General features: G+C 54.5%; 21 protein-coding genes and 1 tRNA gene. 15 read left to right on the top strand and 7 right to left on the bottom strand.

The annotated features are described in order from the left end of the window. Window positions 1-27: 27 nt before the first annotated feature. The 4 genes from ACR0DG_RS01125 to ACR0DG_RS01110 all read right to left on the bottom strand — a co-directional run bounded on the left by ACR0DG_RS01125 (window position 28) and on the right by ACR0DG_RS01110 (window position 2,600). The gene (locus ACR0DG_RS01125; protein WP_480693594.1) at window positions 28-363 is read right to left on the bottom strand and encodes an SMR family transporter; all 336 of its coding nucleotides are present in this window, start codon (window positions 361-363) and stop codon (window positions 28-30) included. Between the two features lie 184 nt (window positions 364-547). Next, window positions 548-1,705 (bottom strand): HD domain-containing protein, encoded by a 1,158-nt coding sequence (locus tag ACR0DG_RS01120; protein ID WP_480693593.1) that lies wholly within the window; start codon window positions 1,703-1,705, stop codon window positions 548-550. Continuing rightward, the gene (locus ACR0DG_RS01115; protein WP_480693592.1) at window positions 1,702-1,947 is read right to left on the bottom strand and encodes a hypothetical protein; all 246 of its coding nucleotides are present in this window, start codon (window positions 1,945-1,947) and stop codon (window positions 1,702-1,704) included. Before ACR0DG_RS01115 ends, ACR0DG_RS01120 begins: the two co-directional genes overlap by 4 nt. Further along, the gene (locus tag ACR0DG_RS01110) at window positions 1,947-2,600 is read right to left on the bottom strand and encodes an alpha/beta hydrolase (protein WP_480693591.1); all 654 of its coding nucleotides are present in this window, start codon (window positions 2,598-2,600) and stop codon (window positions 1,947-1,949) included. The genes ACR0DG_RS01115 and ACR0DG_RS01110 overlap by 1 nt, the downstream gene beginning before the upstream one ends. A gap of 177 nt (window positions 2,601-2,777) precedes the next feature. On the opposite strand from ACR0DG_RS01110, the gene iscR reads away from it, so the two are divergent. The 10 genes from iscR to ACR0DG_RS01060 all read left to right on the top strand — a co-directional run bounded on the left by iscR (window position 2,778) and on the right by ACR0DG_RS01060 (window position 10,710). Next, window positions 2,778-3,236 (top strand): Fe-S cluster assembly transcriptional regulator IscR, encoded by a 459-nt coding sequence (iscR, locus tag ACR0DG_RS01105; RefSeq protein ID WP_480693590.1) that lies wholly within the window; start codon window positions 2,778-2,780, stop codon window positions 3,234-3,236. A 60-nt stretch (window positions 3,237-3,296) separates the two neighbouring features. Then, on the top strand, window positions 3,297-4,340 hold the full coding sequence (locus tag ACR0DG_RS01100; protein WP_480693589.1) for a cysteine desulfurase family protein: 1,044 nt from the start codon (window positions 3,297-3,299) through the stop codon (window positions 4,338-4,340). 19 nt (window positions 4,341-4,359) lie between these two features. After that, window positions 4,360-5,880: a Fe-S cluster assembly protein SufB gene (gene sufB / locus ACR0DG_RS01095; protein ID WP_480693588.1), complete on the top strand. Its 1,521-nt coding sequence runs from the start codon at window positions 4,360-4,362 to the stop codon at window positions 5,878-5,880. A gap of 3 nt (window positions 5,881-5,883) precedes the next feature. Next, window positions 5,884-6,153: a hypothetical protein gene (locus tag ACR0DG_RS01090; protein ID WP_480693587.1), complete on the top strand. Its 270-nt coding sequence runs from the start codon at window positions 5,884-5,886 to the stop codon at window positions 6,151-6,153. Between the two features lie 96 nt (window positions 6,154-6,249). Beyond that, a complete protein-coding gene (sufC, locus tag ACR0DG_RS01085) occupies window positions 6,250-7,005 on the top strand; it encodes a Fe-S cluster assembly ATPase SufC (RefSeq protein WP_480693586.1) in 756 nt (251 codons plus the stop codon). Continuing rightward, window positions 7,005-8,285 carry a SufB/SufD family protein gene (locus ACR0DG_RS01080; protein WP_480693585.1) on the top strand — a complete coding sequence of 427 codons (1,281 nt, stop codon included), beginning with the start codon at window positions 7,005-7,007 and terminating at the stop codon, window positions 8,283-8,285. The genes sufC and ACR0DG_RS01080 overlap by 1 nt, the downstream gene beginning before the upstream one ends. After that, window positions 8,285-8,770, top strand: a complete 486-nt coding sequence (locus ACR0DG_RS01075; protein ID WP_480693584.1) for a YIP1 family protein — start codon at window positions 8,285-8,287, stop codon at window positions 8,768-8,770. Before ACR0DG_RS01080 ends, ACR0DG_RS01075 begins: the two co-directional genes overlap by 1 nt. Then, complete coding sequence (locus ACR0DG_RS01070; protein ID WP_480693583.1) at window positions 8,767-9,333, top strand: YIP1 family protein; 567 nt, start codon at window positions 8,767-8,769, stop codon at window positions 9,331-9,333. The genes ACR0DG_RS01075 and ACR0DG_RS01070 overlap by 4 nt, the downstream gene beginning before the upstream one ends. A gap of 13 nt (window positions 9,334-9,346) precedes the next feature. Beyond that, complete coding sequence (locus tag ACR0DG_RS01065; protein WP_480693582.1) at window positions 9,347-10,567, top strand: cysteine desulfurase; 1,221 nt, start codon at window positions 9,347-9,349, stop codon at window positions 10,565-10,567. Between the two features lie 66 nt (window positions 10,568-10,633). After that, a tRNA-Arg gene (locus ACR0DG_RS01060) sits at window positions 10,634-10,710 on the top strand. A gap of 330 nt (window positions 10,711-11,040) precedes the next feature. Here ACR0DG_RS01060 and mepK read toward each other — a convergent pair. Next, complete coding sequence (gene mepK, locus ACR0DG_RS01055; protein ID WP_480693581.1) at window positions 11,041-11,610, bottom strand: peptidoglycan L,D-endopeptidase MepK; 570 nt, start codon at window positions 11,608-11,610, stop codon at window positions 11,041-11,043. A gap of 353 nt (window positions 11,611-11,963) precedes the next feature. Between mepK and ACR0DG_RS01050 the strand changes: the two genes are divergently transcribed. The 4 genes from ACR0DG_RS01050 to ACR0DG_RS01035 are packed head-to-tail and all read left to right on the top strand — an operon-like array spanning window position 11,964 to window position 16,201. Continuing rightward, complete coding sequence (locus tag ACR0DG_RS01050; protein WP_480693580.1) at window positions 11,964-13,565, top strand: L,D-transpeptidase family protein; 1,602 nt, start codon at window positions 11,964-11,966, stop codon at window positions 13,563-13,565. 36 nt (window positions 13,566-13,601) lie between these two features. Then, on the top strand, window positions 13,602-14,693 hold the full coding sequence (lpxD, locus tag ACR0DG_RS01045) for a UDP-3-O-(3-hydroxymyristoyl)glucosamine N-acyltransferase (RefSeq protein ID WP_480693579.1): 1,092 nt from the start codon (window positions 13,602-13,604) through the stop codon (window positions 14,691-14,693). Between the two features lie 32 nt (window positions 14,694-14,725). Beyond that, window positions 14,726-14,983, top strand: a complete 258-nt coding sequence (locus tag ACR0DG_RS01040; protein WP_170760709.1) for an acyl carrier protein — start codon at window positions 14,726-14,728, stop codon at window positions 14,981-14,983. Between the two features lie 9 nt (window positions 14,984-14,992). After that, window positions 14,993-16,201 (top strand): beta-ketoacyl-[acyl-carrier-protein] synthase family protein, encoded by a 1,209-nt coding sequence (locus tag ACR0DG_RS01035; protein ID WP_480693578.1) that lies wholly within the window; start codon window positions 14,993-14,995, stop codon window positions 16,199-16,201. A gap of 57 nt (window positions 16,202-16,258) precedes the next feature. Here ACR0DG_RS01035 and ACR0DG_RS01030 read toward each other — a convergent pair whose 3' ends face one another. Beyond that, the gene (locus ACR0DG_RS01030) at window positions 16,259-16,849 is read right to left on the bottom strand and encodes an invasion associated locus B family protein (protein ID WP_480693577.1); all 591 of its coding nucleotides are present in this window, start codon (window positions 16,847-16,849) and stop codon (window positions 16,259-16,261) included. 435 nt (window positions 16,850-17,284) lie between these two features. Between ACR0DG_RS01030 and ACR0DG_RS01025 the strand changes: the two genes are divergently transcribed. Continuing rightward, window positions 17,285-18,826: a helicase HerA-like domain-containing protein gene (locus ACR0DG_RS01025; protein WP_480693576.1), complete on the top strand. Its 1,542-nt coding sequence runs from the start codon at window positions 17,285-17,287 to the stop codon at window positions 18,824-18,826. 41 nt (window positions 18,827-18,867) lie between these two features. On the opposite strand, the gene ACR0DG_RS01020 is transcribed toward ACR0DG_RS01025, so the two are convergent. Further along, entirely contained in the window at window positions 18,868-19,122 is a 255-nt protein-coding gene (locus ACR0DG_RS01020) for a hypothetical protein (RefSeq protein ID WP_480693575.1), read from the bottom strand. Window positions 19,123-19,191 lie beyond the last annotated feature (69 nt).

The following is a 19,191-nucleotide window of genomic DNA, read 5'->3' as shown; positions in this document are numbered from 1 at the left end:
ACCAAATAGACCAGCCCTAACCGGTGCTCAGTGGCCTGCAGTCTTGGAAAACAGGTGGATGATCAGGATTCCTGCCAAAATCATGCCCAAACCAATGACGGCTGGCCAATCCAGACGTTGTCCAAAAACGAGAAAGCCGATGATTGCGATCAGGACGATGCCCATTCCCGACCAGATCGCATAGACGATTCCAACCGGCATGTATTTCAAGGTGAGACCGAGAAAGTAAAACGCGACTCCGTATGAGATGACGACCAACACGCTTGGCCAAAAACGGGTAAATTGTTGGCTGGCCTGCAGTGCTGTGGTGCCGATGGTTTCGGCTGTGACGGCCAGCAAGAGAATAAGATAGGCTTTTGGCAAGGCACACCCCTTCAAGGAAGCTGTTTTGCGGGTTGAGCACTATTCCTGGGCCTGTGGCAAGCGCAATTTTTCACACGAGTTATGTTGATGAAGGTTACTTTATAAAAAATATGTAAGCTATTGTATAAGAGTTGAAAAACGAGTTTTTCCGGTTCGAAAAGTGCTGAGCCGGCATATGCAACTTTCACGCGGGCATGTTTTCTGCGAAATACGTTTCCAATTGAGGTCGTAACCACGCCCAAAGCTGTGGTGCGCCACGTGTGATTGGTGCGCCTACGCGGTCCTCAATCTGTTGCAGCGTAACCTTGTAGTCGACCCAAGACCCGCCACCGGTTGCCAGATTTCCGATTGGAGTTTGGAAACGATCAATGGCCTTCGCAAAACGGGCGTCTGGGCTTTCGGCTGTCTCGAACTCCTGCCAAATTGCGCGGAATTCATCTTTTTGATCCGCCGGAAGCATACCAAACAAGCGATCTGCGGCTGCTTGTTCCTCGGCCTCTTGCGCTGCGTGGTCCACCTGCCCGTGGATCGGGTGATCACCCGCGTCGATCTCGACAATATCGTGCAATAACAACATTTTGAGAACGCGGTTTAATGAGACCTCAGGTGCTGCATATTCAGACAGAACCCACGCATATAGCATAATATGCCATGAATGTTCTGCCGAGTTTTCAAAGCGACCTCCGGACAAAAGCCGCGAGGCTCGGTTCACGGATTTCAGTTTGTCACTTTCAGCAAGAAAGGGAATGCGGTCCGAAAAACCTGATTGTGTATGGTCTTGTCTTTCCAACCACGCGACCGCAAGGGCATATGCATCCGGTAATGCTTGTTCCAAATACGCAGCGCGCCCACCGTTCAGGTTTTCACGTACCACAGTCAAGTGGTCGGGGTTTGGAGCCGGGGCGCAGAGCACCTGAAAAAGCGGCTGGCAACGATCCAGACACTTGGCGAATTTTGCGTCAGGTGTCGCGTCAGCCTCGAATTCTCGCCACAGCGATAGAAACTCGTTCGTTTGGTCACTAGGGAGCATGGCGAAAAGTTCGGTAGCCGCTTGATGCTCGGCCTGTTCTACAGCTTGCCAATCGGTTTCCAGATGAATCGGGTGGTCGCCGACTATGATCTCGACAAGGTCGTGCAGCAAAAGCATGCGAATGACGCGGTCGATATTAACTGAGCTATCCGCATAGGGGGCCATAACCAGAGCCCATAAAGCCAATTGCCAGCTATGCTCGGCCGAGTTTTCCCGACGGGATTGGTCCAGTAGGGTATTCGCGCGTTCAACCGATTTTAATGAGTCCGCGCGGCTAAGAAATTCGATTTGCGCCGGCAGCCGTTCGGTCATTGCTTTTCGATCGCCTTAACTTTTTGTCTGTGCTTCGCCAACCTTTGGATCACGAACTGGCGGGCTTTCCGCTCTGCCAGTCGAACCCGAATTTCGGTCAGGAATGCTTCTTCCAGGGTTTGAGAAGATGCACCCAGAAGCTCACCAACCTCGACGTAAAAGCGATCGTCACCGGTTTCATCCATGACTTTGACCGTGTCTTCGGCCAGCTTCGCCGCGAGGGTGGAAAGCGTTTCTGACATCAGCGTGTGGTCTCGGTTAGGCGGCGTTTCACGTAATCGCTGACGTCGGTAATCAGCGTGTCCATATGGCGATCCTGGAAAAAGTGATCAGCGCCTTCGACTTCGTTATGCGTGATGGTGATACCTTTTTGCTCGTGCAGCTTGTTCACCAAAGCGGTCGTATCAGACGGCGGAGCAACCCGGTCGGACGATCCGTTGATGATCAGGCCAGACGAAGGGCAGGGTGCCAAGAACGAAAAGTCGTACATATTCGCAGGGGGCGAGACACTGATAAATCCGGTGATTTCAGGTCGACGCATCAACAATTGCATCCCGATCCACGCGCCGAAGGAGAAGCCTGCGACCCAGCAGTGTTTCGAATTGTTGTTCATCGACTGCAGGTAATCCAGTGCCGATGCCGCATCGCTGAGTTCGCCCACGCCCTGATCGTATTCACCCTGGCTGCGACCCACGCCGCGAAAATTGAACCGCAACACGGTGAAGCCCATGTTGTAGAACGCATAGTGCAGGTTATAGACCACCTTATTATTCATGGTCCCGCCGAACTGAGGATGCGGGTGCAGCACGATGGCGATCGGTGCGTCTTTTTCCTTTTGCGGGTGGTAGCGGCCTTCCAGGCGGCCTTCGGGTCCGGGAAAAATCACCTCGGGCATGTGTGCGTCGGTCCTGTCTTTACGTCTTTGGGCCCGTAAATACTTGACGATAATCGTCGGGCACCTTAGAACGGTTCTAATTGTGTTGCTAAGCGCTTTTGCGCTGTCAGTCGGAGATACGCACTGGCGGCGACGGCGTCAATGATTTCGCGCGTAAACTGCCATGAGGGAATGACAATGAAGCTTTCGACTAAAGGTCGTTATGCGATGGTGGCCTTGGCCGATATCGCCCTTCAGCCTTCCGATGGCTTGGTGACGTTAAGCGAAATCTCCGATCGCCAGGACATCTCTCTGCCGTATCTTGAGCAGTTGTTTGTTAAGCTGCGTCGGGCTGAGCTTGTCGCCTCGGTTCGCGGGCCTGGTGGTGGATACCGTCTTGCGCGTCCACCGTCGGAAATTCGGGTCGTTGAGATTCTGTCTGCGGTGGATGAAACGGTTGATGCTTTGCAGAAAGGTGCAGGTGCGTCAGGAGCATCTTCGGGAAGTCGAGCTCAGTCTTTGACCAATCGTTTGTGGGAAGGGCTAAGCGCCCATGTTTATGTGTTTTTGCACCAGACGCGCTTGTCTGACGTGATCAAAAACGATCTGGCACCTTGCCCGGCGGTCCCAAGCCTGTTCGCGGTCGTGGACGAGTGACATGAAAACAGGAAGCCTGCATTTTTCTACACGTGGCCGGGTCGCGAATAAGGTGCATCCATGACTCGTGTTTACCTTGATCACAACGCGACTGCGCCGCTTCGACCTGAGGCGCGAGAAGCGATGATCGCGGCAATGGATGTGTGCGGCAACCCGTCTTCGGTACACGCCGAGGGGCGCGCTGCAAAGGCACTGGTCGAACGTGCCCGAGCTCAGATTGCGTCTGCTTTTGGCGCGGATGGTGCAGACATCGTATTTACTTCGGGCTCGACCGAGGGGGCTGCATTAGCGCTTGAAGGGCGGGAAATTCACGGCGCAGCAGTTGAACACGATGCGGTAAGAGCATGGACTATAGAAGATTTACAGGTGTCGGAGAGAGGGCATGTGTCTGTGCCAGACCCGAGTCTTTCAACGTTGCAAATTGCGAACTCAGAGACGGGTATTGTTCAGCAGTTACCCTCCGGCTTGGCTGTGACAGATGCCACGCAGGCGTTCGGTAAGTTGCCGCTGGCTTTTAACTGGCTGGACGTTCAGATGGCGTTGGTTTCTGCACATAAATTGGGCGGGCCTAAGGGCATCGGCGCTGTTGTGATGAAGCGCGGCACGGATCTGGCTGCACGTATCAAGGGCGGTGGTCAGGAAATGGGTCGTCGCTCTGGCACGGAAAACGTGTTTGGAATCGCGGGGTTCGGTGCCGCAGCTGAAGCAGCGGCTCGTGATTTGGCTAATGGAGTTTGGGACCAAATCAAAGAATTTAGAAATATTCTAGAAAAGGCCCTTGAGGCTGGTTCTAAATCTACTATTTTTGTCGGGAAAGACGAGGAACGACTGCCAAACACGCTGTGTTTTGCCACGCCCGGTTGGAAAGGTGAGACGCAGGTTATGCAGATGGATTTGTCGGGTTTTGCGGTAAGTGCGGGCTCTGCCTGTTCCAGCGGCAAGGTTCGCGCCAGCGCAGTCTTGACTGCGATGGGCTACGACGAGGTCACAGCAGCCAGCGCGATACGCGTTTCGCTGGGTCCTTTGACAACGGAAGAAGATGTGCTGCGTTTCGCCGAAACGTGGCTGGAAAAAGAGAAAAAGCATCGCGCGCGTGCAGCGTGATCTGACGGAGGGTGTGTTAATGGCCGCTTTGGACCAGACCCAAGTAAAAGAAGGTGTCGATCAGGAAACCGTGGACGCGGTGCGAGAAGTCGGCACTTACAAATATGGGTGGGAGACTGATATCGAGATGGAATACGCACCGAAAGGTGTGAATCCCGATATCGTCCGTCTGATCTCGGAGAAAAACGAAGAACCGGAGTGGATGACCGAATGGCGTCTGGCCGCGTTCGAGCGCTGGACCAAAATGGATGAGCCGAACTGGGCAATGGTCAGCTATCCCAAGATCGACTTTCAGGATCAGTACTACTATGCGCGCCCCAAATCGATGGAAGAAAAGCCAAAGTCGCTGGATGATGTCGATCCCAAGCTTCTGGCTACATACGAAAAGCTGGGTATCCCCCTGAAAGAGCAGATGATTCTTGCCGGTGTTGAAGGCGCAGAGAATATGCCAGCCGAAGGCCGTAAGGTCGCGGTCGATGCTGTTTTCGACTCGGTTTCTGTTGGGACGACCTTCCAGGAAGAGCTGAAGAAAGCCGGTGTTATCTTCTGTTCGATTTCTGAAGCGATCAAAGAGCATCCGGAATTGGTTAAGAAATACTTGGGCTCGGTCGTGCCCGTTTCGGACAACTTTTATGCGACGCTGAATTCTGCGGTCTTTTCGGACGGCTCGTTCGTCTACATCCCGCCGGGTGTGCGTTGCCCGATGGAGCTGAGCACATATTTCCGTATCAACGCCGAAAACACAGGACAGTTTGAGCGGACTTTGATCATCGCGGACAAAGGCTCGTATGTCTCCTACCTGGAGGGATGCACGGCTCCGCAGCGCGACACGGCGCAATTGCATGCCGCTGTTGTCGAGATCATCATCGAAGAAGACGCCGAGGTTAAATACTCGACCGTTCAGAACTGGTTCCCCGGCGATGAGAACGGCAAAGGCGGTATCTACAACTTCGTAACCAAACGCGCAGATTGCCGGGGCGACCGCTCCAAGGTGATGTGGACGCAGGTCGAAACAGGGTCCGCTGTGACATGGAAATATCCGTCCTGCATCCTGCGTGGTAACGAAAGCCAGGGCGAATTTTACTCGATCGCCATCGCAAACAACTATCAGCAGGCCGACACGGGCACCAAGATGGTCCACTTGGGTAAAAACACCAAGTCGCGGATCGTGTCCAAAGGGATCAGCGCAGGGAAAGCCCAAAACACGTATCGTGGGTTGGTTTCCATGCATCAAAAGGCCAAAGACAGCCGGAACTACACACAATGTGACAGCTTGCTGATCGGCGATAAATGTGGTGCCCACACCGTGCCCTATATCGAGGTCAAGAATAACTCCAGCCGCGTCGAACACGAAGCGACAACGTCTAAGGTCGATGACGATCAACTGTTCTACTGCCGTCAGCGCGGTATGGACGAAGAAGAGGCCGTGGCGCTGGTCGTCAACGGGTTCTGCAAGGACGTTTTGCAGGCACTCCCGATGGAATTTGCGATGGAAGCCCAACAGCTTGTGGCGATCTCGCTAGAAGGTTCCGTGGGCTGATCCATGCCCGCTCCCATCGACCCAAAGATCGAAGCCGAGGTGTTTCGACAAAACGCCAGCGAAGGCGCTCGTGCTGTGGGTGTCGTCTGGGCGACGCGGCGGGTCGTGCTTCCATTATTGAGCGCTTTCGCGGCGGTCATATTGGCGGCGTTTTTAATGAATGGCCCTATTGCGGGGTTCATCAGCTTATTTTTGTTGGGCGGACTTTCCCTTTTGGTCTTTGGTACATGGAAAGGCCAACTGCAGAAAGTCCGAGCCTACTGGAGCGGGTGAATTTTGGGACTATTGGTGGCTGTGATTGAACGGGATCTACAGCCTTAGAAGGATAAACCGGGCCACGCGCCCTTGCGATGCGCAAAAGGAAAAAACATGCTGGAAATCAAAAACCTGCACGTCAAACTCGAAGAAGAAGAAAAGCAGATCCTTAAGGGCGTCGATCTGGCGGTCGAAGCCGGAAAGGTGCATGCGATCATGGGGCCGAATGGCTCGGGCAAGTCGACCCTCAGCTATGTGCTGTCAGGGCGGGACGGATATGATGTCACCGAAGGTTCGGCCACACTGGATGGCGAAGACTTGCTTGAGATGGAGCCTGAAGAACGCGCTGCGGCAGGGATCTTTCTTGCGTTCCAATACCCGGTCGAGATTCCGGGTGTTGGCAATATGACCTTCCTTCGCACAGCGGTGAACGCTCAGCGCAAGGCGCGTGGCGAAGAAGAACTGTCGGCGGCCGATTTCCTGAAAGTTGTGCGGGCAAAGGCGAAATCCCTGAAGATTGATGCCGACATGCTAAAGCGCCCGGTGAATGTCGGTTTCTCTGGTGGTGAGAAAAAGCGGAACGAAATTCTGCAAATGGCCATGCTGGAACCCAAGATGTGCATCTTGGACGAGACGGACTCGGGGCTGGATGTCGACGCCATGAAGCTGGTGGCCGAGGGTGTGAATGCCCTGCGTGACGAAGGCAGGGGTTTCCTGGTTATCACCCATTATCAACGTCTTCTGGACCATATTAAACCTGATGTCGTTCACATCATGGCGGATGGGAAAATCGTCAAAACCGGTGGCCCCGATCTGGCGCTGGAAGTCGAAAACAACGGCTATGCCGATATTCTGGCCGAGGTGAACTGATGGCTTTGCCCGAAGTAAAACAAACCGCAACCGAGGCGCGTCTCGCCAATCTGGTGATGCCCGATGCCAGCTGCACACGCGCTGCGCGTGAGGATGCGTTGGCACGTGTGCAGGAAATGGGCCTGCCGGGCCGGCGGGATGAATATTGGAAATACACCCAACCAGATACCCTGATCTCACCCGAAGCGCCTAAAGCCGCACTGTTTAACGCGGATGAGGCGATGCTGTTCAGCGATCTGGACCGGTTGAAGATCGTTTTCGTGGATGGTGTTTTCAGCCCCGAAGAATCCGACGATCTGTCCTTGGAAGGTGTCACGATCGACCGCATCGAGGACATTTGCTTCAAGGATATTCACTGGGCCAAAGAGTTGTATGGCGTTCTTGAAGCACGGGGTCAGGTACCCGTTCAGCGCCCGTTGGCTGCGCTGAACACGGCCTTTGCTGCAGACGGAATTGCAATTCATGTGACGGGCAAACCGTCCAAGCCGATCAGCTTTGTATATAGGCATGCTTCTGAGACATCGGATGCGATGTTGCACCATATTATCCGTGTCGAAAGCGGGGCCGAGGTTACGATCCTCGAAAATGGTCCGGCAGCTTCGCGGTTTAACAAGTGCATGGAGATTGACATCGCTGACGAGGGCACGCTGCATCATGTGCGCGCGCAAGGTCGCGATCATGAGCGCAGGGCTGCCACGCATATGTTCACACGTTTGGGTAAGGAGTCTGTCTACAAGTCTTTCACCTTAACAGTGAATGGTGTTCTGACACGCAACGAACAGGTCGTGGAACTGACCGGAGATGACGCCGTCGCTCATGTCGCCGGTGCCTGTGTCGGCGATGGTGATTTTCACCATGATGATACGGTTTTTGTGACCCATGACGCGGTGAACTGCGAAAGTCGCCAGGTGTTCAAGAAGGTTCTGCGCAACGGTGCCACCGGGGTTTTCCAAGGCAAGATCCTTGTTAAGGAAGGCGCCCAGAAAACCGATGGCTATCAGATCAGCCAGTCATTGTTGTTGGATGATGACAGCCAGTTTCTTGCCAAGCCTGAGCTGGAAATCTACGCGGACGATGTTGCGTGTTCACACGGCTCAACGTCAGGTGCGATTGATGAAACGGCTTTGTTTTACCTGCGCTCTCGCGGGGTTCCGACCAAGGATGCCACGAATATGTTGACGCTGGCGTTTCTGGCAGAAGCCGTTGACGAGATCGAGGATGATACCTTGGCTCAGGCGATTGTTGATCGCCTTGAAGGCTGGTTGTCGCGTCACAGCTGATGCCGGTGACGTCGGATATAGTTGCTACCTATCGGGGGCCGGGGCGCGTGGTGCGCCGGCTTCTTGATTTGGGTCAGCGAGAAGACCGCGCTTTGGTTTTCGTGATGGCCTTTTGCGTCGTTGCCTTTATCGCGCAACTGCCCAGCCTGTCGCGTCGTGCCCATCTTGAAGGTCTGGAGCTGAACATGCTCATGGGCGGTGCGCTTTTGGGCACGGTCATTATCCTGCCTCTGTTCTTTTACGCCCTGGCGTTTGTGTCCTATGGGGCCGCTCGGATGGTCGGCGGCAAGGGGACGGCCTATGGCGCGCGGGTTGCTTTGTTCTGGGCGCTGTTATCTTCGACGCCCTTACTGCTTCTGAACGGATTGGTAGCGGGTTTCATAGGACCGGGCCCAACCCTGACAATTGTCGGTTTGGTTTGGTGCGCTTTCTTCCTGTGGTTCTGGCTGTCGGGCCTCAGGCAGGTGCAAAGGTATCCGGAATGAATGCTCAGGCCCTGATCAATCTGGTGGTCTTGACCTTGACCAACCCCGCCGCGGCGGCCCGTCAATTGCTGGAATTTCGGCCCGGGCGCGAGGCGCTTTGGCTGGCGTTTTTCTTGGCCGTTGTTCTGAATGGTCTGGTTCAGGTCGGAATAGACCAACTGATGCCGGTACCGGAGGGTGAACCTATAACTCCGGCCGAGCCTGTCTTGATTGGTCTTATTCGATCGGCTGGCACTATGATGCTGAGTATTTTTGCCTTTTTGATCATCGGACGGCTGATGGGGGGAGTTGCCAGGTTTCCGGACATCATGATCCTTTCGGTCTGGCTGCAGTTTCTTCAGGTTGCCGCTCTGTTGGTTACTCTGCTCGTTTCCCTTGTTGTGCCGTTCCTGATGGTGATGCTTTTGTTGGGGACAGCAATTGTCAGCCTTTACGTCACGCTGCATTTCATTAATGAAGCGCATAAATTCGGGTCTATCCTGAAGTCTTTTGGGGTCATCGCCCTATCTGCTTTGGTTGCGGTGCCCTTTGTCCTCGCCTTAACTCCAGCCGGCCCGGTATAGGAAAGAAAACACCATGTATGACGTGCAGAAAATCCGTGCGGACTTTCCGATCCTGTCTCGAGAGGTCAATGGTAAGCCGCTGACGTATCTTGATAACGGAGCTTCGGCCCAAAAGCCGCAGGTTGTCATCGACGCTGTGACGCGCGCCTATGCCGAAGAATATGCAAACGTTCATCGGGGACTGCATTATCTCTCAAACCTGGCGACTGAAAAATACGAGTCCGTTCGTGGCACGATCGCCCGGTTTTTGGGGGCTTCGAATGAGAATGAAATTGTCCTGAACTCGGGGACGACCGAAGGGATCAACCTTGTCGCTTATGGATGGGCAATGCCGCGCCTTCAGGCAGGGGATGAGATCGTTCTCAGCGTGATGGAGCATCACGCCAATATCGTCCCGTGGCACTTCCTGCGCGAACGGCAAGGTGTTGTGTTGAAATGGATCGACGTGGACGCGAACGGTGGCCTTGATCCCCAGGCCGTTATCGACGCGATTGGCTCAAAAACAAAGCTGGTTGCCGTAACGCATTGCTCAAACGTTTTGGGCACCGTTGTTGACGTCAAGACCATAACAGAAGGCGCGCATGCCAAAGGCGTGCCGGTTCTGGTCGACGGAAGCCAGGGCGCGGTGCACATGCCGGTGAATGTCGAGGATATCGGGTGCGATTTCTACGCGATCACCGGTCACAAACTATATGGCCCTTCCGGATCAGGGGCGATCTATATCAAGTCCGAACGGATGGCTGAGATGCGCCCCTTTATTGGCGGCGGCGATATGATCAAGGAGGTCAGCAAAGACGAAGTGACTTACAACGATCCACCGATGAAATTCGAAGCTGGCACACCTGGTATCGTTCAGACAATCGGGCTGGGTGTTGCTTTGGAGTACATGATGGATCTGGGGATGGACAACATCGCCGCACACGAGGCCGGAGTGCGCGACTATGCGGTACAAAAGCTGTCAGGTCTGAACTGGTTGCAGGTCCAAGGGACACAGCCCGACAAGGCGGCCATTTTCAGTTTTACTCTGGATGGGGCAGGGCATGCACATGATGTCTCTACCATTTTGGACAAAAAAGGCGTGGCTGTTCGGGCCGGTCATCACTGTGCGGGCCCCCTGATGGATTTCTTTGGGGTCGCTGCAACGTGCCGGGCCAGCTTTGGCCTGTACAACACGACAGACGAGGTTGATACGCTGGTCGACGCGCTGGAATTAGCGCATGATTTGTTTGCCTGATCACATCCTGATCCGGGTCGATTTCCAGTTGCACCCGGATCGGAACAAGGTTAGCTAACGTCCAAGGCACCTGTAGCTCAGCTGGATAGAGCGCTGCCCTCCGAAGGCAGAGGCCAGAGGTTCGAATCCTCTCAGGTGCGCCATTTTCTCGTAGTTGTAGGGTGCCACAGGCTTTTGTCTTGGAAGCAGCAGACGCTGTTCGCCAATGGGAAAGATGCCTTGTCTACTTGAGGTTAGCGGGTTGTGCCGTTCACACTCGTAACAACGACTGGCGTTCGTTCAGAGTTGTTTGTTGCAACAGATTATCTGGGTTTGTTTCGCTTGGATACTCTCGGAACAGAAACTCAAACAGCTCAGAAAAAACTGCGCTTAGGTATCCAGCGAGCCGTGATCAAATAAGAACTAAAAACAGAACAAGCGCGATCAAATCGATCGCGCCACCTGGTCTAAATAAACCTAGTAACGGGTAAGCGTTATCCGCCCCAAGAACGGACGTCACCGCAATCCATGTGCACGAAGTTCGAGCGGTAGTACTTCCCGACGCCGCCCGCACGGCAAGACATCGCCGCCTTGGCCACCTGAGAAACAGAGCGCGAAGACAGGCGCAGGTCAGCCGCCTGACCCTTCATGTGCAACGAGTTCTTGGCAACACGACGCGAGCGGGACCGAAGCATCGCGTTTGTCTGAGGTGAGCGGTATCCTGACAGCAGCGTGTAAGGCTCGCTAACGTCCAGCAGGTTGTGAGAGGCCGCCATGATGTCGATTGTGCGAAGATCCATGTCCTTGACCTGATCCGTCCGCCAGTCGCGCATAAAGTTGTTCACTTCTTTGACAGCATCCTTGATGTATTTGCCGTCGACCCAATATATCATATCGATACGTTCGCCAGTGCGACCGGAATACATACGAATACGGCGAATATCACCGCCGCCGCGAAGAAAACCTGCTGCATTGGAATATGTCGGTGCTGCAACAACTGCGGTTGCGGCGAATGCGCCCAAAAGGGCCCGCCGGGTCAAGCCCGAGGAACTGCTCGTAGTCATTTTTGTTTCGTCCCGTACTGTTCCTGCCTGCACACGATGTTACGCGCGCGTTCTTAATTTTTTCCCATCCCAGATGGCGTTTTTATGGCATAGACCTAAAAGACCGCCAAGAAGTCTTTCAAAATCACCTTTTCAAGGGGGAATTTTCGGCAGTTTTTTGCGCAGATGACGATTTTTCGTCTAAACTTGAGGCAAAATTGCCCAGATCGCCAGTGGCGATGCAAACGCGCATCACGCCGAAACATAAGCGCTGAATTGATGCATTTGTGAATAGACAATGGTGTCGGGCAATAACCATATTTGTTCGACGCGCTCATGTAAGCGCTTAAGTCTTTGTATATTCAGGGTATCCGATGCGAGCATTCTTTCGTGCGTCTTCTTCCTTAGCGGTGGCCGCCTTTTTGGGGGCAACAGCAGCTTTTGCAACCACGCAAGAGGTGCCCTCGACCGGGTTTCAAATGGCTGTTGCGGAATTTGCGCCTTCGGGAACACAGGTCGCCGAGTTTTATCGCGAAAACGGCTTTGCACCGATTTGGGTCGGATCGACACCACAACATCAGGCACGTCGGGCTAGGCTGATTCAGGCGCTGTCGTCTGCTCATATGCACGGGTTACCCAAACAGACCTACGATGTTGAAGGGTTGGTTGCCCTTATGTCTGATGCGCGTTCGCTGCGGGATTTAGGCGCTGCGGAAATCGCGTTGAGCCGGGCGTTCGTCGCCTACGCAAACGATCTGTATTCGGGCGCATTGCGACCGTCGACTATTGACGAAGGGCTGGTTCGAAAGGTCGAGCGAAAATCGGAAAAAGAACACCTGAAAGGTCTGTTGGATTGGGATGTTGCCTATTTCGATCAGCTCGCCCCGCAAACGGCGCAGTACCGCGCGCTGATGAAGCAAAAAGTCGCTCTGCAAAAGCTTGTGGACCAAGGCGGTTGGGGCGCGGGTGTTCCTGTCGACAAACTGGAATACGGCGACAGCGGCAAAAACGTAATCAAACTGCGCAATCGTTTGGTTTCTATGGGGTACCTCAAACCCACTGCGAGTCCGACATTCGATGACGCGATGCTGGCCGCAGTGAAAGAGTTTCAAACTTCGCATGGTCTGGCGGCCGATGGTGTGGCAGGCCAAGGCACAATTACCGAACTAAACCGCAGCGCGGCCGAGCGGCTCAAGGCTGTTTATGTTGCGCTGGAGCGGGAACGATGGTTGCCACGTGAACGGGGTGAGCGGCATATCCTGGTCAATCAGGCTGATTTCTCGGCCAAGATTGTCGATGATGGTTTGGTGACATTTGAAACGCGGGCGGTCATCGGAAAGAACGTCCATGATCGTCGGAGCCCCGAGTTCTCGGACGAAATGGAGCATATGGTCATTAACCCAAGCTGGTATGTCCCACGCTCGATCATCACCAAGGAATATCTGCCGCAACTGCAATCCGACCCAAATGCGGTTGGCCATATACACATCACGGACCGGAGTGGGCGTCAGATTGACAGGGGGGCGGTGGATTTCACTCAGTTCACTGCCCGCAATTTCCCGTTTGCCATGCGCCAACCGCCTAGCCAAAGCAACGCGTTGGGTCTTGTGAAGTTCATGTTCCCGAATAAGTACAATATCTATCTGCATGATACTCCACAGAAAAGTTTGTTCGCAAGGGAAACGCGGGCCTTTTCACATGGATGCATCCGATTGGCGCAGCCTTTCGAGTTTGCCTATGCTCTTCTGGCCAAACAGAAAGAAGACCCCAAAGCATTTTTCCAGCGTATCCTTGCCACTGGTAAGGAAACGACAGTTCCATTGGAGAAGCATGTACCTGTGCACCTGATTTATCGTACGGCATATATTGGCCCTAAGGGGGATGCTCAGTACCGGCGGGATGTCTATGGCCGAGACCAGAAAATCTGGGACGCATTGCAAAAAGCAGGGGTGGCCCTGCCGGACGTTCAGGGGTAAGCACCGGGGTGAACCCTAAGATCCGGGAAGCCCGACATGCAATATACTGTTCAGGAAATCGCCGAAGCGCTGGGTGCTGAATGCCAGGGCGACCTTGACCTTGTCATCAGTGGTGCTGCCGAGCCCGCAGATGCTGGGCCAGAACAGTTGGCGATGGCAATGTCTCCCAAATATGCCGAAGCTCTCACGGCAGGGGCTGCTCGGGTAGCTGTGTTGTGGGAAGGGGCTGATTGGCAGTCTTTTGGGTTGGACGCCGCTATTTTTGTTGCCCGGCCGCGTATGGCGATGGCCGGAATAACTGCGAGACTGGACAAAGGGCAGGGCGTCGAAGCAGGCATTCACCCTTCTGCCGTTGTCGACCCTTCAGCAGTGCTGGGAGAGGACGTTTCGATCGGTCCACTGACGGTCGTCGGCCCTCGCGCTCGCATCGGAGCAGGGGCTGTCATAGGCCCGCATTGCACGATTGGGATGGATGCTGTTATTGGCGAAAACGCTGTTTTGCGCGAAATGGTTAGCATTGGCGCGCGCGCGCAGATTGGTGATCGTTTCATGGCGCAACCGGGTGCCCGCATTGGTGGTGATGGCTTCAGCTATGTGACACCCGAAGTGTCCGATGTTGAGAATGTTCGTAAGACAATGGGCGACAAAGGTGATGCTCGGGCTCAAAGCTGGTTGCGCATTCATTCTTTGGGCGCGGTCGAGATCGGGGATGACGTCGAGGTTGGTGCCAATAGTACCGTCGACAACGGCACGATCCGGAACACCCGGATCGGAAATGGGTCCAAGTTGGATAACCTGGTTCATGTGGGACACAACACGCGCGTGGGCAACGATTGCCTGCTGTGCGGACAAACGGGCGTATCGGGATCGGTCGAAATCGGGAATAACGTTGTTCTCGGTGGGCAGACCGGTGTTGTCGATAACATCTTTATCGGAGATGGCGTAATCTCGGGCGGGGGAACCAAAATCCTGTCGAACGTACCGGCTGGGCGCGTGATTATGGGATATCCCGGAATTAAGATGGAAACGCATACTGACATTTACAAAGCCCAGCGCCGCTTGCCCCGGTTGGCGCGTGACGTCGAGGCGCTGAAAAAGGCTGTTTCCAAACAGTCGTCGAGCGATTAAATCATCCTCAACGTGATAATCAGAGGATCGACATGAGCATCACAGACCGCGTCATTGCCATCATTGCCGAACAGGCCGTGCTGGAGCCTTCGGACGTGACGCCCGAAAGTACGCTCGAGGATCTGGGCATTGATAGCCTTGGGCTGGTCGAGAGTATCTTTGCGATAGAGGAAGAATTCGACATCTCTGTGCCGTTCAATGCCAATGAACCCACGGCAAGTGATTTCGATATCTCTAACGTTGCGGCGATTATCGCTGGGATAGAAAAACTTGTGTCGGAAAAGGTCTGACGCGCGGCCATGAAACGCGTTGTTATTACTGGTGCCGGGACAATCAACTCGTTAGGCCACTCGGTTCCCGCGACGCTTGAGGCGATGCGTGAGGGGCGTTGCGGAATTTCCGCGCTCGAGTTCCGCGATGTCGAACGCTTGGCCATCAAGATCGGTGGTCAGGTTCGTGGGTTCGAGGCTGAGGGACGCTTTAACCGCCAGCAGATGAGCCTTTACGACCGGTTCACACAGTTCACGCTGACAGCCGCCAAAGAGGCGATCGATCAATCTGGCATCGAATTCCATGGCGAACTGGCGGCCAGATCGGGTGTGGTCTTAGGCACTGCGGGCGGTGGTGTTTCGACATGGGACGATAACTACCGCTCTGTCTACGAAGACGGAAAAAACCGGGTGCATCCCTTCGTCGTGCCCAAGCTTATGAACAATGCGGCGGCCAGCCACGTTTCGATGGAGCATAATCTGAAGGGGCCCAGCTTTACCGTCTCGACAGCGTGCGCGTCTTCAAACCATGCAATGGCGCAGGCTTTTCAGATGGTGCGCAGCGGTATGGCTCCGGCCATGTTGACGGGCGGCTCTGAATCCATGCTGTGTTTTGGTGGCGTAAAGGCGTGGGAGGGGCTGCGTGTGATGTCCAAAGACGCCTGCCGCCCATTCAGTGCGAACCGTAACGGGATGGTTCAAGGCGAAGGCGCCGGGGTTTTTGTCTTTGAAGAGTTCGAGCATGCGCGCGCGCGCAGCGCCGATATTTTGTGTGAGGTCGTTGGCTTCGCAATGTCTTCCGACGCGGCCGACATAGTGATGCCAAGTAAACAAGGCGCTTCTCGGGCTATGTCCGGGGCGTTGGCTGACGCGCAACTGAACGCAGATCAGGTTGGCTACATCAACGCCCATGGCACCGGAACAGCGGCAAACGACAAAACGGAATGCGCTGCTGTGGCAGATGTTTTCGGGCCGCATGCGGATGATTTGATGATTTCTTCCACGAAATCCATGCATGGCCATTTGATTGGCGGCACCGGTGCGGTCGAACTGTTGGCCTGTATCATGGCTTTGCGCGATGGGGTAATCGCGCCGACCATCGGCTATGAAGAACCAGACCCGGAATGCGCGTTGGACGTGGTGCCAAACGACGCTCGGGACGCCAAGGTCGAGATTGCCCTGAGCAATGCTTTTGCTTTTGGCGGCTTGAACGCTGTACTTGCGATGAAAAAAGTCTGACGGGCGCATCTTAGCGGGCGGCTATTTTACCCAGCCACCCGCAATTGATTTCAAACTTCAGTTTTCGTTGATTTCCAGCCCGTCAAAACCTGCGGTGAAACCTGCCAGCGAGATTTCAAGCTGCAACAGCTGAGAAGGTGCAACCAACGGCACCATCGACAATGTTCCCTTAGAGCCGCTTTTCATCGCAGCAACGTCTTCGGCTGTAAAGCCCAACTGCGCAAGGCAGCCCACGGGATTGCAGTGATGGAAGTTGTAGCGCTTACCGGGCGCGCCGTCGATTGACAGGGCCAGTTGTGCCTGTAGCAGAACCTCAAGTGGCACGATGACCGTAGCGCCTGCTGCGGCCGGGGCAGTTTCGGGAAGCTTTTCAACCGTGATTTCGGCGATAGGCTGACCTTGGTTGCCCACAAGGATTTGCCGCATGGCGCATGGGTCTGCATCGGTGTCGGTCTTGATGCACATGATTGCCCAATCACCCACCTCTTCCTTGAGGTATTGCTCACCCACGCGGGGTCCTGTCTCACCAAGGTCCAGGTCGGTTTGGGCTGGTGGGGTTTCCGTTTCTTCGGATGCTTCTTGTGCGAATGACACGCCACACCATAGGGCCGTCGCAACAAGGCTGAAGGATAGTGTTTTCTTGATCATGTATGCCTCGGCAATGTGATTGAGCTTTTTGCTCGGTCTAACACTCTTATGAGAAGGTGTCAGTCCTTAAGCGGCCGATATCAAGGGTGTGATCAGATTTTTGCCATTCGCGGGCGCGCTAGAGCGAGTTCTGACATTGAAAAAGGGAGCCGGTGGAGCGGCTCCCTTTCGTATAATTTTCTCCCCGTCGGACTGGCCGACTTAGTTATGCGCAGACGTTACGAAAGGGGAGGCCACCGGTCAACTGCTAACGTCAAAAATTAATGTCAAAGCCCCATTTCTGCGAAAAAAACCGCGCCCGAAGGCGCGGCCAGTCGACAGGGAGGAAGTTTGCCGCCCAAACCACGCTAGGCTGAGGCGGCAAATAGACTATCGCAGGCAATTATTAAATTTGTATGGTGGTCCCAGATCGGTGGAAATCAGGGCGTTAAAGCAATGGGAAATAATATCTTTCTGGGTGGTGGTGGTAAAGACTATGCGCAGCCGCAAACTCTGAGCTTGGAATACGCCAACCGACATGGCCTGATCGCTGGCGCGACAGGGACCGGCAAAACAGTCACCTTGCAAATTCTGGCCGAGGGGTTTTCTAAAGCGGGCGTTCCGGTTTTTCTGTCTGATGTGAAAGGTGATCTTTCCGGATTGGCCAAGGCCGGGAGTGAATCGCACAAACTGCACGGGGCATTTCGTGATCGCGCGGAACGGATAGGGTTTTCTGATTATGCGTACGCTGCATGCCCTGTAACCTTCTGGGATTTGTTCGGTGAGCAGGGACATCCGGTCCGCACGACCGTAACCGAGATGGGACCGCTGCTGCTATCACGCCTGATGGACCTGAGCGAAGCGCAGGAAGGCATTCTGAACATCGCCTTTCGGGTAGCGGATGATGAGGGGATGCCCCTTTTGGATCTCAAGGACCTGCAGTCGTTGCTTGTTTGGATCGGTGAAAACCGAACCCAGTTGTCCCTCAGGTTCGGAAACGTGTCGACGGCTTCGATTGGTGCCATCCAACGTCGTCTGCTGGTGCTGGAAAACCAAGGCGGGAACAACCTGTTTGGTGAGCCGGCGTTGGAACTTAGTGATCTAATGCAAACGGACCAAAATGGACATGGTGCGGTCAACATCCTTGCGTCTGACAAGTTGATGGGGTCGCCGCGACTGTATGCAACGTTTCTTTTGTGGTTGCTCAGCGAACTTTTCGAAGAATTGCCAGAGGTTGGAGACCCGGATAAACCGAAACTGGTCTTCTTTTTTGACGAGGCGCATCTTCTGTTTGACGACGCGCCCAAAATACTTGTCGACAAGGTCGAACAGGTGGCACGTTTGATCCGATCCAAAGGCGTTGGTGTCTATTTCATTTCGCAAAATCCGGCCGACATACCCGAGGATATTCTTGGACAGTTGGGAAATCGCGTACAGCACGCGTTGCGTGCCTTTACCGCGAGGGACCGCAAGAACCTGCGCCTTGCCGCTGAGACCTATCGCGAGAATCCGGCCTTTGACACAGAATCCGCAATCCGAGAAGTCGGTGTTGGCGAGGCCGTGACGTCGATGCTGCAAAAGAAGGGCGTACCGGGGATGGTTGAACGAACCCTTATCAGACCGCCGGGATCACAACTGGGGCCGATAAGCTCGGCTGAACGTCAGTCGATAGTAAAAGCTTCGCCCATGCAGGTGAAATACGGGACTTTGAAAGACAGGCGATCTGCATTTGAAATTCTTCAGGCTCGGGCCGACGCTGCAGCGAAAGAAGCCGCCGAAGCCGAAGAACAGATAGAGTCGCAATCCGTCGCGGAACGAGAATTTGCGACCGCAAGGCGATATTCCGGAGGCAGAGTCGGGCGGTCGTCTTCGCGGGTTGTGCGAAAAAAGGATACGTTCGCCACCGCCATGAGTGAAGCCGTCATCAAAGAGCTAAAGGGCACCACGGGCAGACGGATTGTACGCGGTATTCTGGGTGGGCTGTTCAAAAACAGATAACCGACGCGGTGGGGAGGGCTCAAACCCTCCCGCTTTGTGTGTCAGCCTTTCAGGCGGCGCTGACCTTCTTGCTTGCAGTAGGCATCAGCCTCTGGAACGGTCATTTCGGTCGCAGGGAAATCGATGGCGCGGTCCCAACTCACGCGATCCTGACGATACAGCTGACAGGTCACTTCGCCTTTGGGGGTCTGGACTTTTACCGGAGTGGACTCAAAGTCTTCCGGGCTGGGAACACAGCCAGCAAGCCCAACGAGCAATGGCAGAAGGATAAGTGGTTTGGTCAGCATCGGCGTCATGTGAACTCTTTGTTCTATTAAAGTTTATCGCACTATTGGCTTAACAAGATAAATTCCCGTAAACGCCAA

The sequence above is a fragment of the Ruegeria sp. BG8 genome (assembly GCF_056538325.1).
Note: the sequence above shows the minus strand (reverse complement) of the source record. Positions and strands in the feature narration are given on the sequence as shown.

What these genes read in the sequence shown, in the direction of transcription:
- ACR0DG_RS01120 (WP_480693593.1), bottom strand. Translation starts at nt 1,705, where the DNA reads ATGACCGAACGGCTGCCGGCGCAAATCGAATTTCTTAGCCGCGCGGAC.
- ACR0DG_RS01115 (WP_480693592.1), bottom strand. Translation starts at nt 1,947, where the DNA reads ATGTCAGAAACGCTTTCCACCCTCGCGGCGAAGCTGGCCGAAGACACG.
- ACR0DG_RS01110 (WP_480693591.1), bottom strand. Translation starts at nt 2,600, where the DNA reads ATGCCCGAGGTGATTTTTCCCGGACCCGAAGGCCGCCTGGAAGGCCGC.
- iscR (WP_480693590.1), top strand. Translation starts at nt 2,778, where the DNA reads ATGAAGCTTTCGACTAAAGGTCGTTATGCGATGGTGGCCTTGGCCGAT.
- ACR0DG_RS01100 (WP_480693589.1), top strand. Translation starts at nt 3,297, where the DNA reads ATGACTCGTGTTTACCTTGATCACAACGCGACTGCGCCGCTTCGACCT.
- sufB (WP_480693588.1), top strand. Translation starts at nt 4,360, where the DNA reads ATGGCCGCTTTGGACCAGACCCAAGTAAAAGAAGGTGTCGATCAGGAA.
- ACR0DG_RS01090 (WP_480693587.1), top strand. Translation starts at nt 5,884, where the DNA reads ATGCCCGCTCCCATCGACCCAAAGATCGAAGCCGAGGTGTTTCGACAA.
- sufC (WP_480693586.1), top strand. Translation starts at nt 6,250, where the DNA reads ATGCTGGAAATCAAAAACCTGCACGTCAAACTCGAAGAAGAAGAAAAG.
- ACR0DG_RS01080 (WP_480693585.1), top strand. Translation starts at nt 7,005, where the DNA reads ATGGCTTTGCCCGAAGTAAAACAAACCGCAACCGAGGCGCGTCTCGCC.
- ACR0DG_RS01075 (WP_480693584.1), top strand. Translation starts at nt 8,285, where the DNA reads ATGCCGGTGACGTCGGATATAGTTGCTACCTATCGGGGGCCGGGGCGC.
- ACR0DG_RS01070 (WP_480693583.1), top strand. Translation starts at nt 8,767, where the DNA reads ATGAATGCTCAGGCCCTGATCAATCTGGTGGTCTTGACCTTGACCAAC.
- ACR0DG_RS01065 (WP_480693582.1), top strand. Translation starts at nt 9,347, where the DNA reads ATGTATGACGTGCAGAAAATCCGTGCGGACTTTCCGATCCTGTCTCGA.
- mepK (WP_480693581.1), bottom strand. Translation starts at nt 11,610, where the DNA reads ATGACTACGAGCAGTTCCTCGGGCTTGACCCGGCGGGCCCTTTTGGGC.
- ACR0DG_RS01050 (WP_480693580.1), top strand. Translation starts at nt 11,964, where the DNA reads ATGCGAGCATTCTTTCGTGCGTCTTCTTCCTTAGCGGTGGCCGCCTTT.
- lpxD (WP_480693579.1), top strand. Translation starts at nt 13,602, where the DNA reads ATGCAATATACTGTTCAGGAAATCGCCGAAGCGCTGGGTGCTGAATGC.
- ACR0DG_RS01040 (WP_170760709.1), top strand. Translation starts at nt 14,726, where the DNA reads ATGAGCATCACAGACCGCGTCATTGCCATCATTGCCGAACAGGCCGTG.
- ACR0DG_RS01035 (WP_480693578.1), top strand. Translation starts at nt 14,993, where the DNA reads ATGAAACGCGTTGTTATTACTGGTGCCGGGACAATCAACTCGTTAGGC.
- ACR0DG_RS01030 (WP_480693577.1), bottom strand. Translation starts at nt 16,849, where the DNA reads ATGATCAAGAAAACACTATCCTTCAGCCTTGTTGCGACGGCCCTATGG.
- ACR0DG_RS01025 (WP_480693576.1), top strand. Translation starts at nt 17,285, where the DNA reads ATGGGAAATAATATCTTTCTGGGTGGTGGTGGTAAAGACTATGCGCAG.
- ACR0DG_RS01020 (WP_480693575.1), bottom strand. Translation starts at nt 19,122, where the DNA reads ATGACGCCGATGCTGACCAAACCACTTATCCTTCTGCCATTGCTCGTT.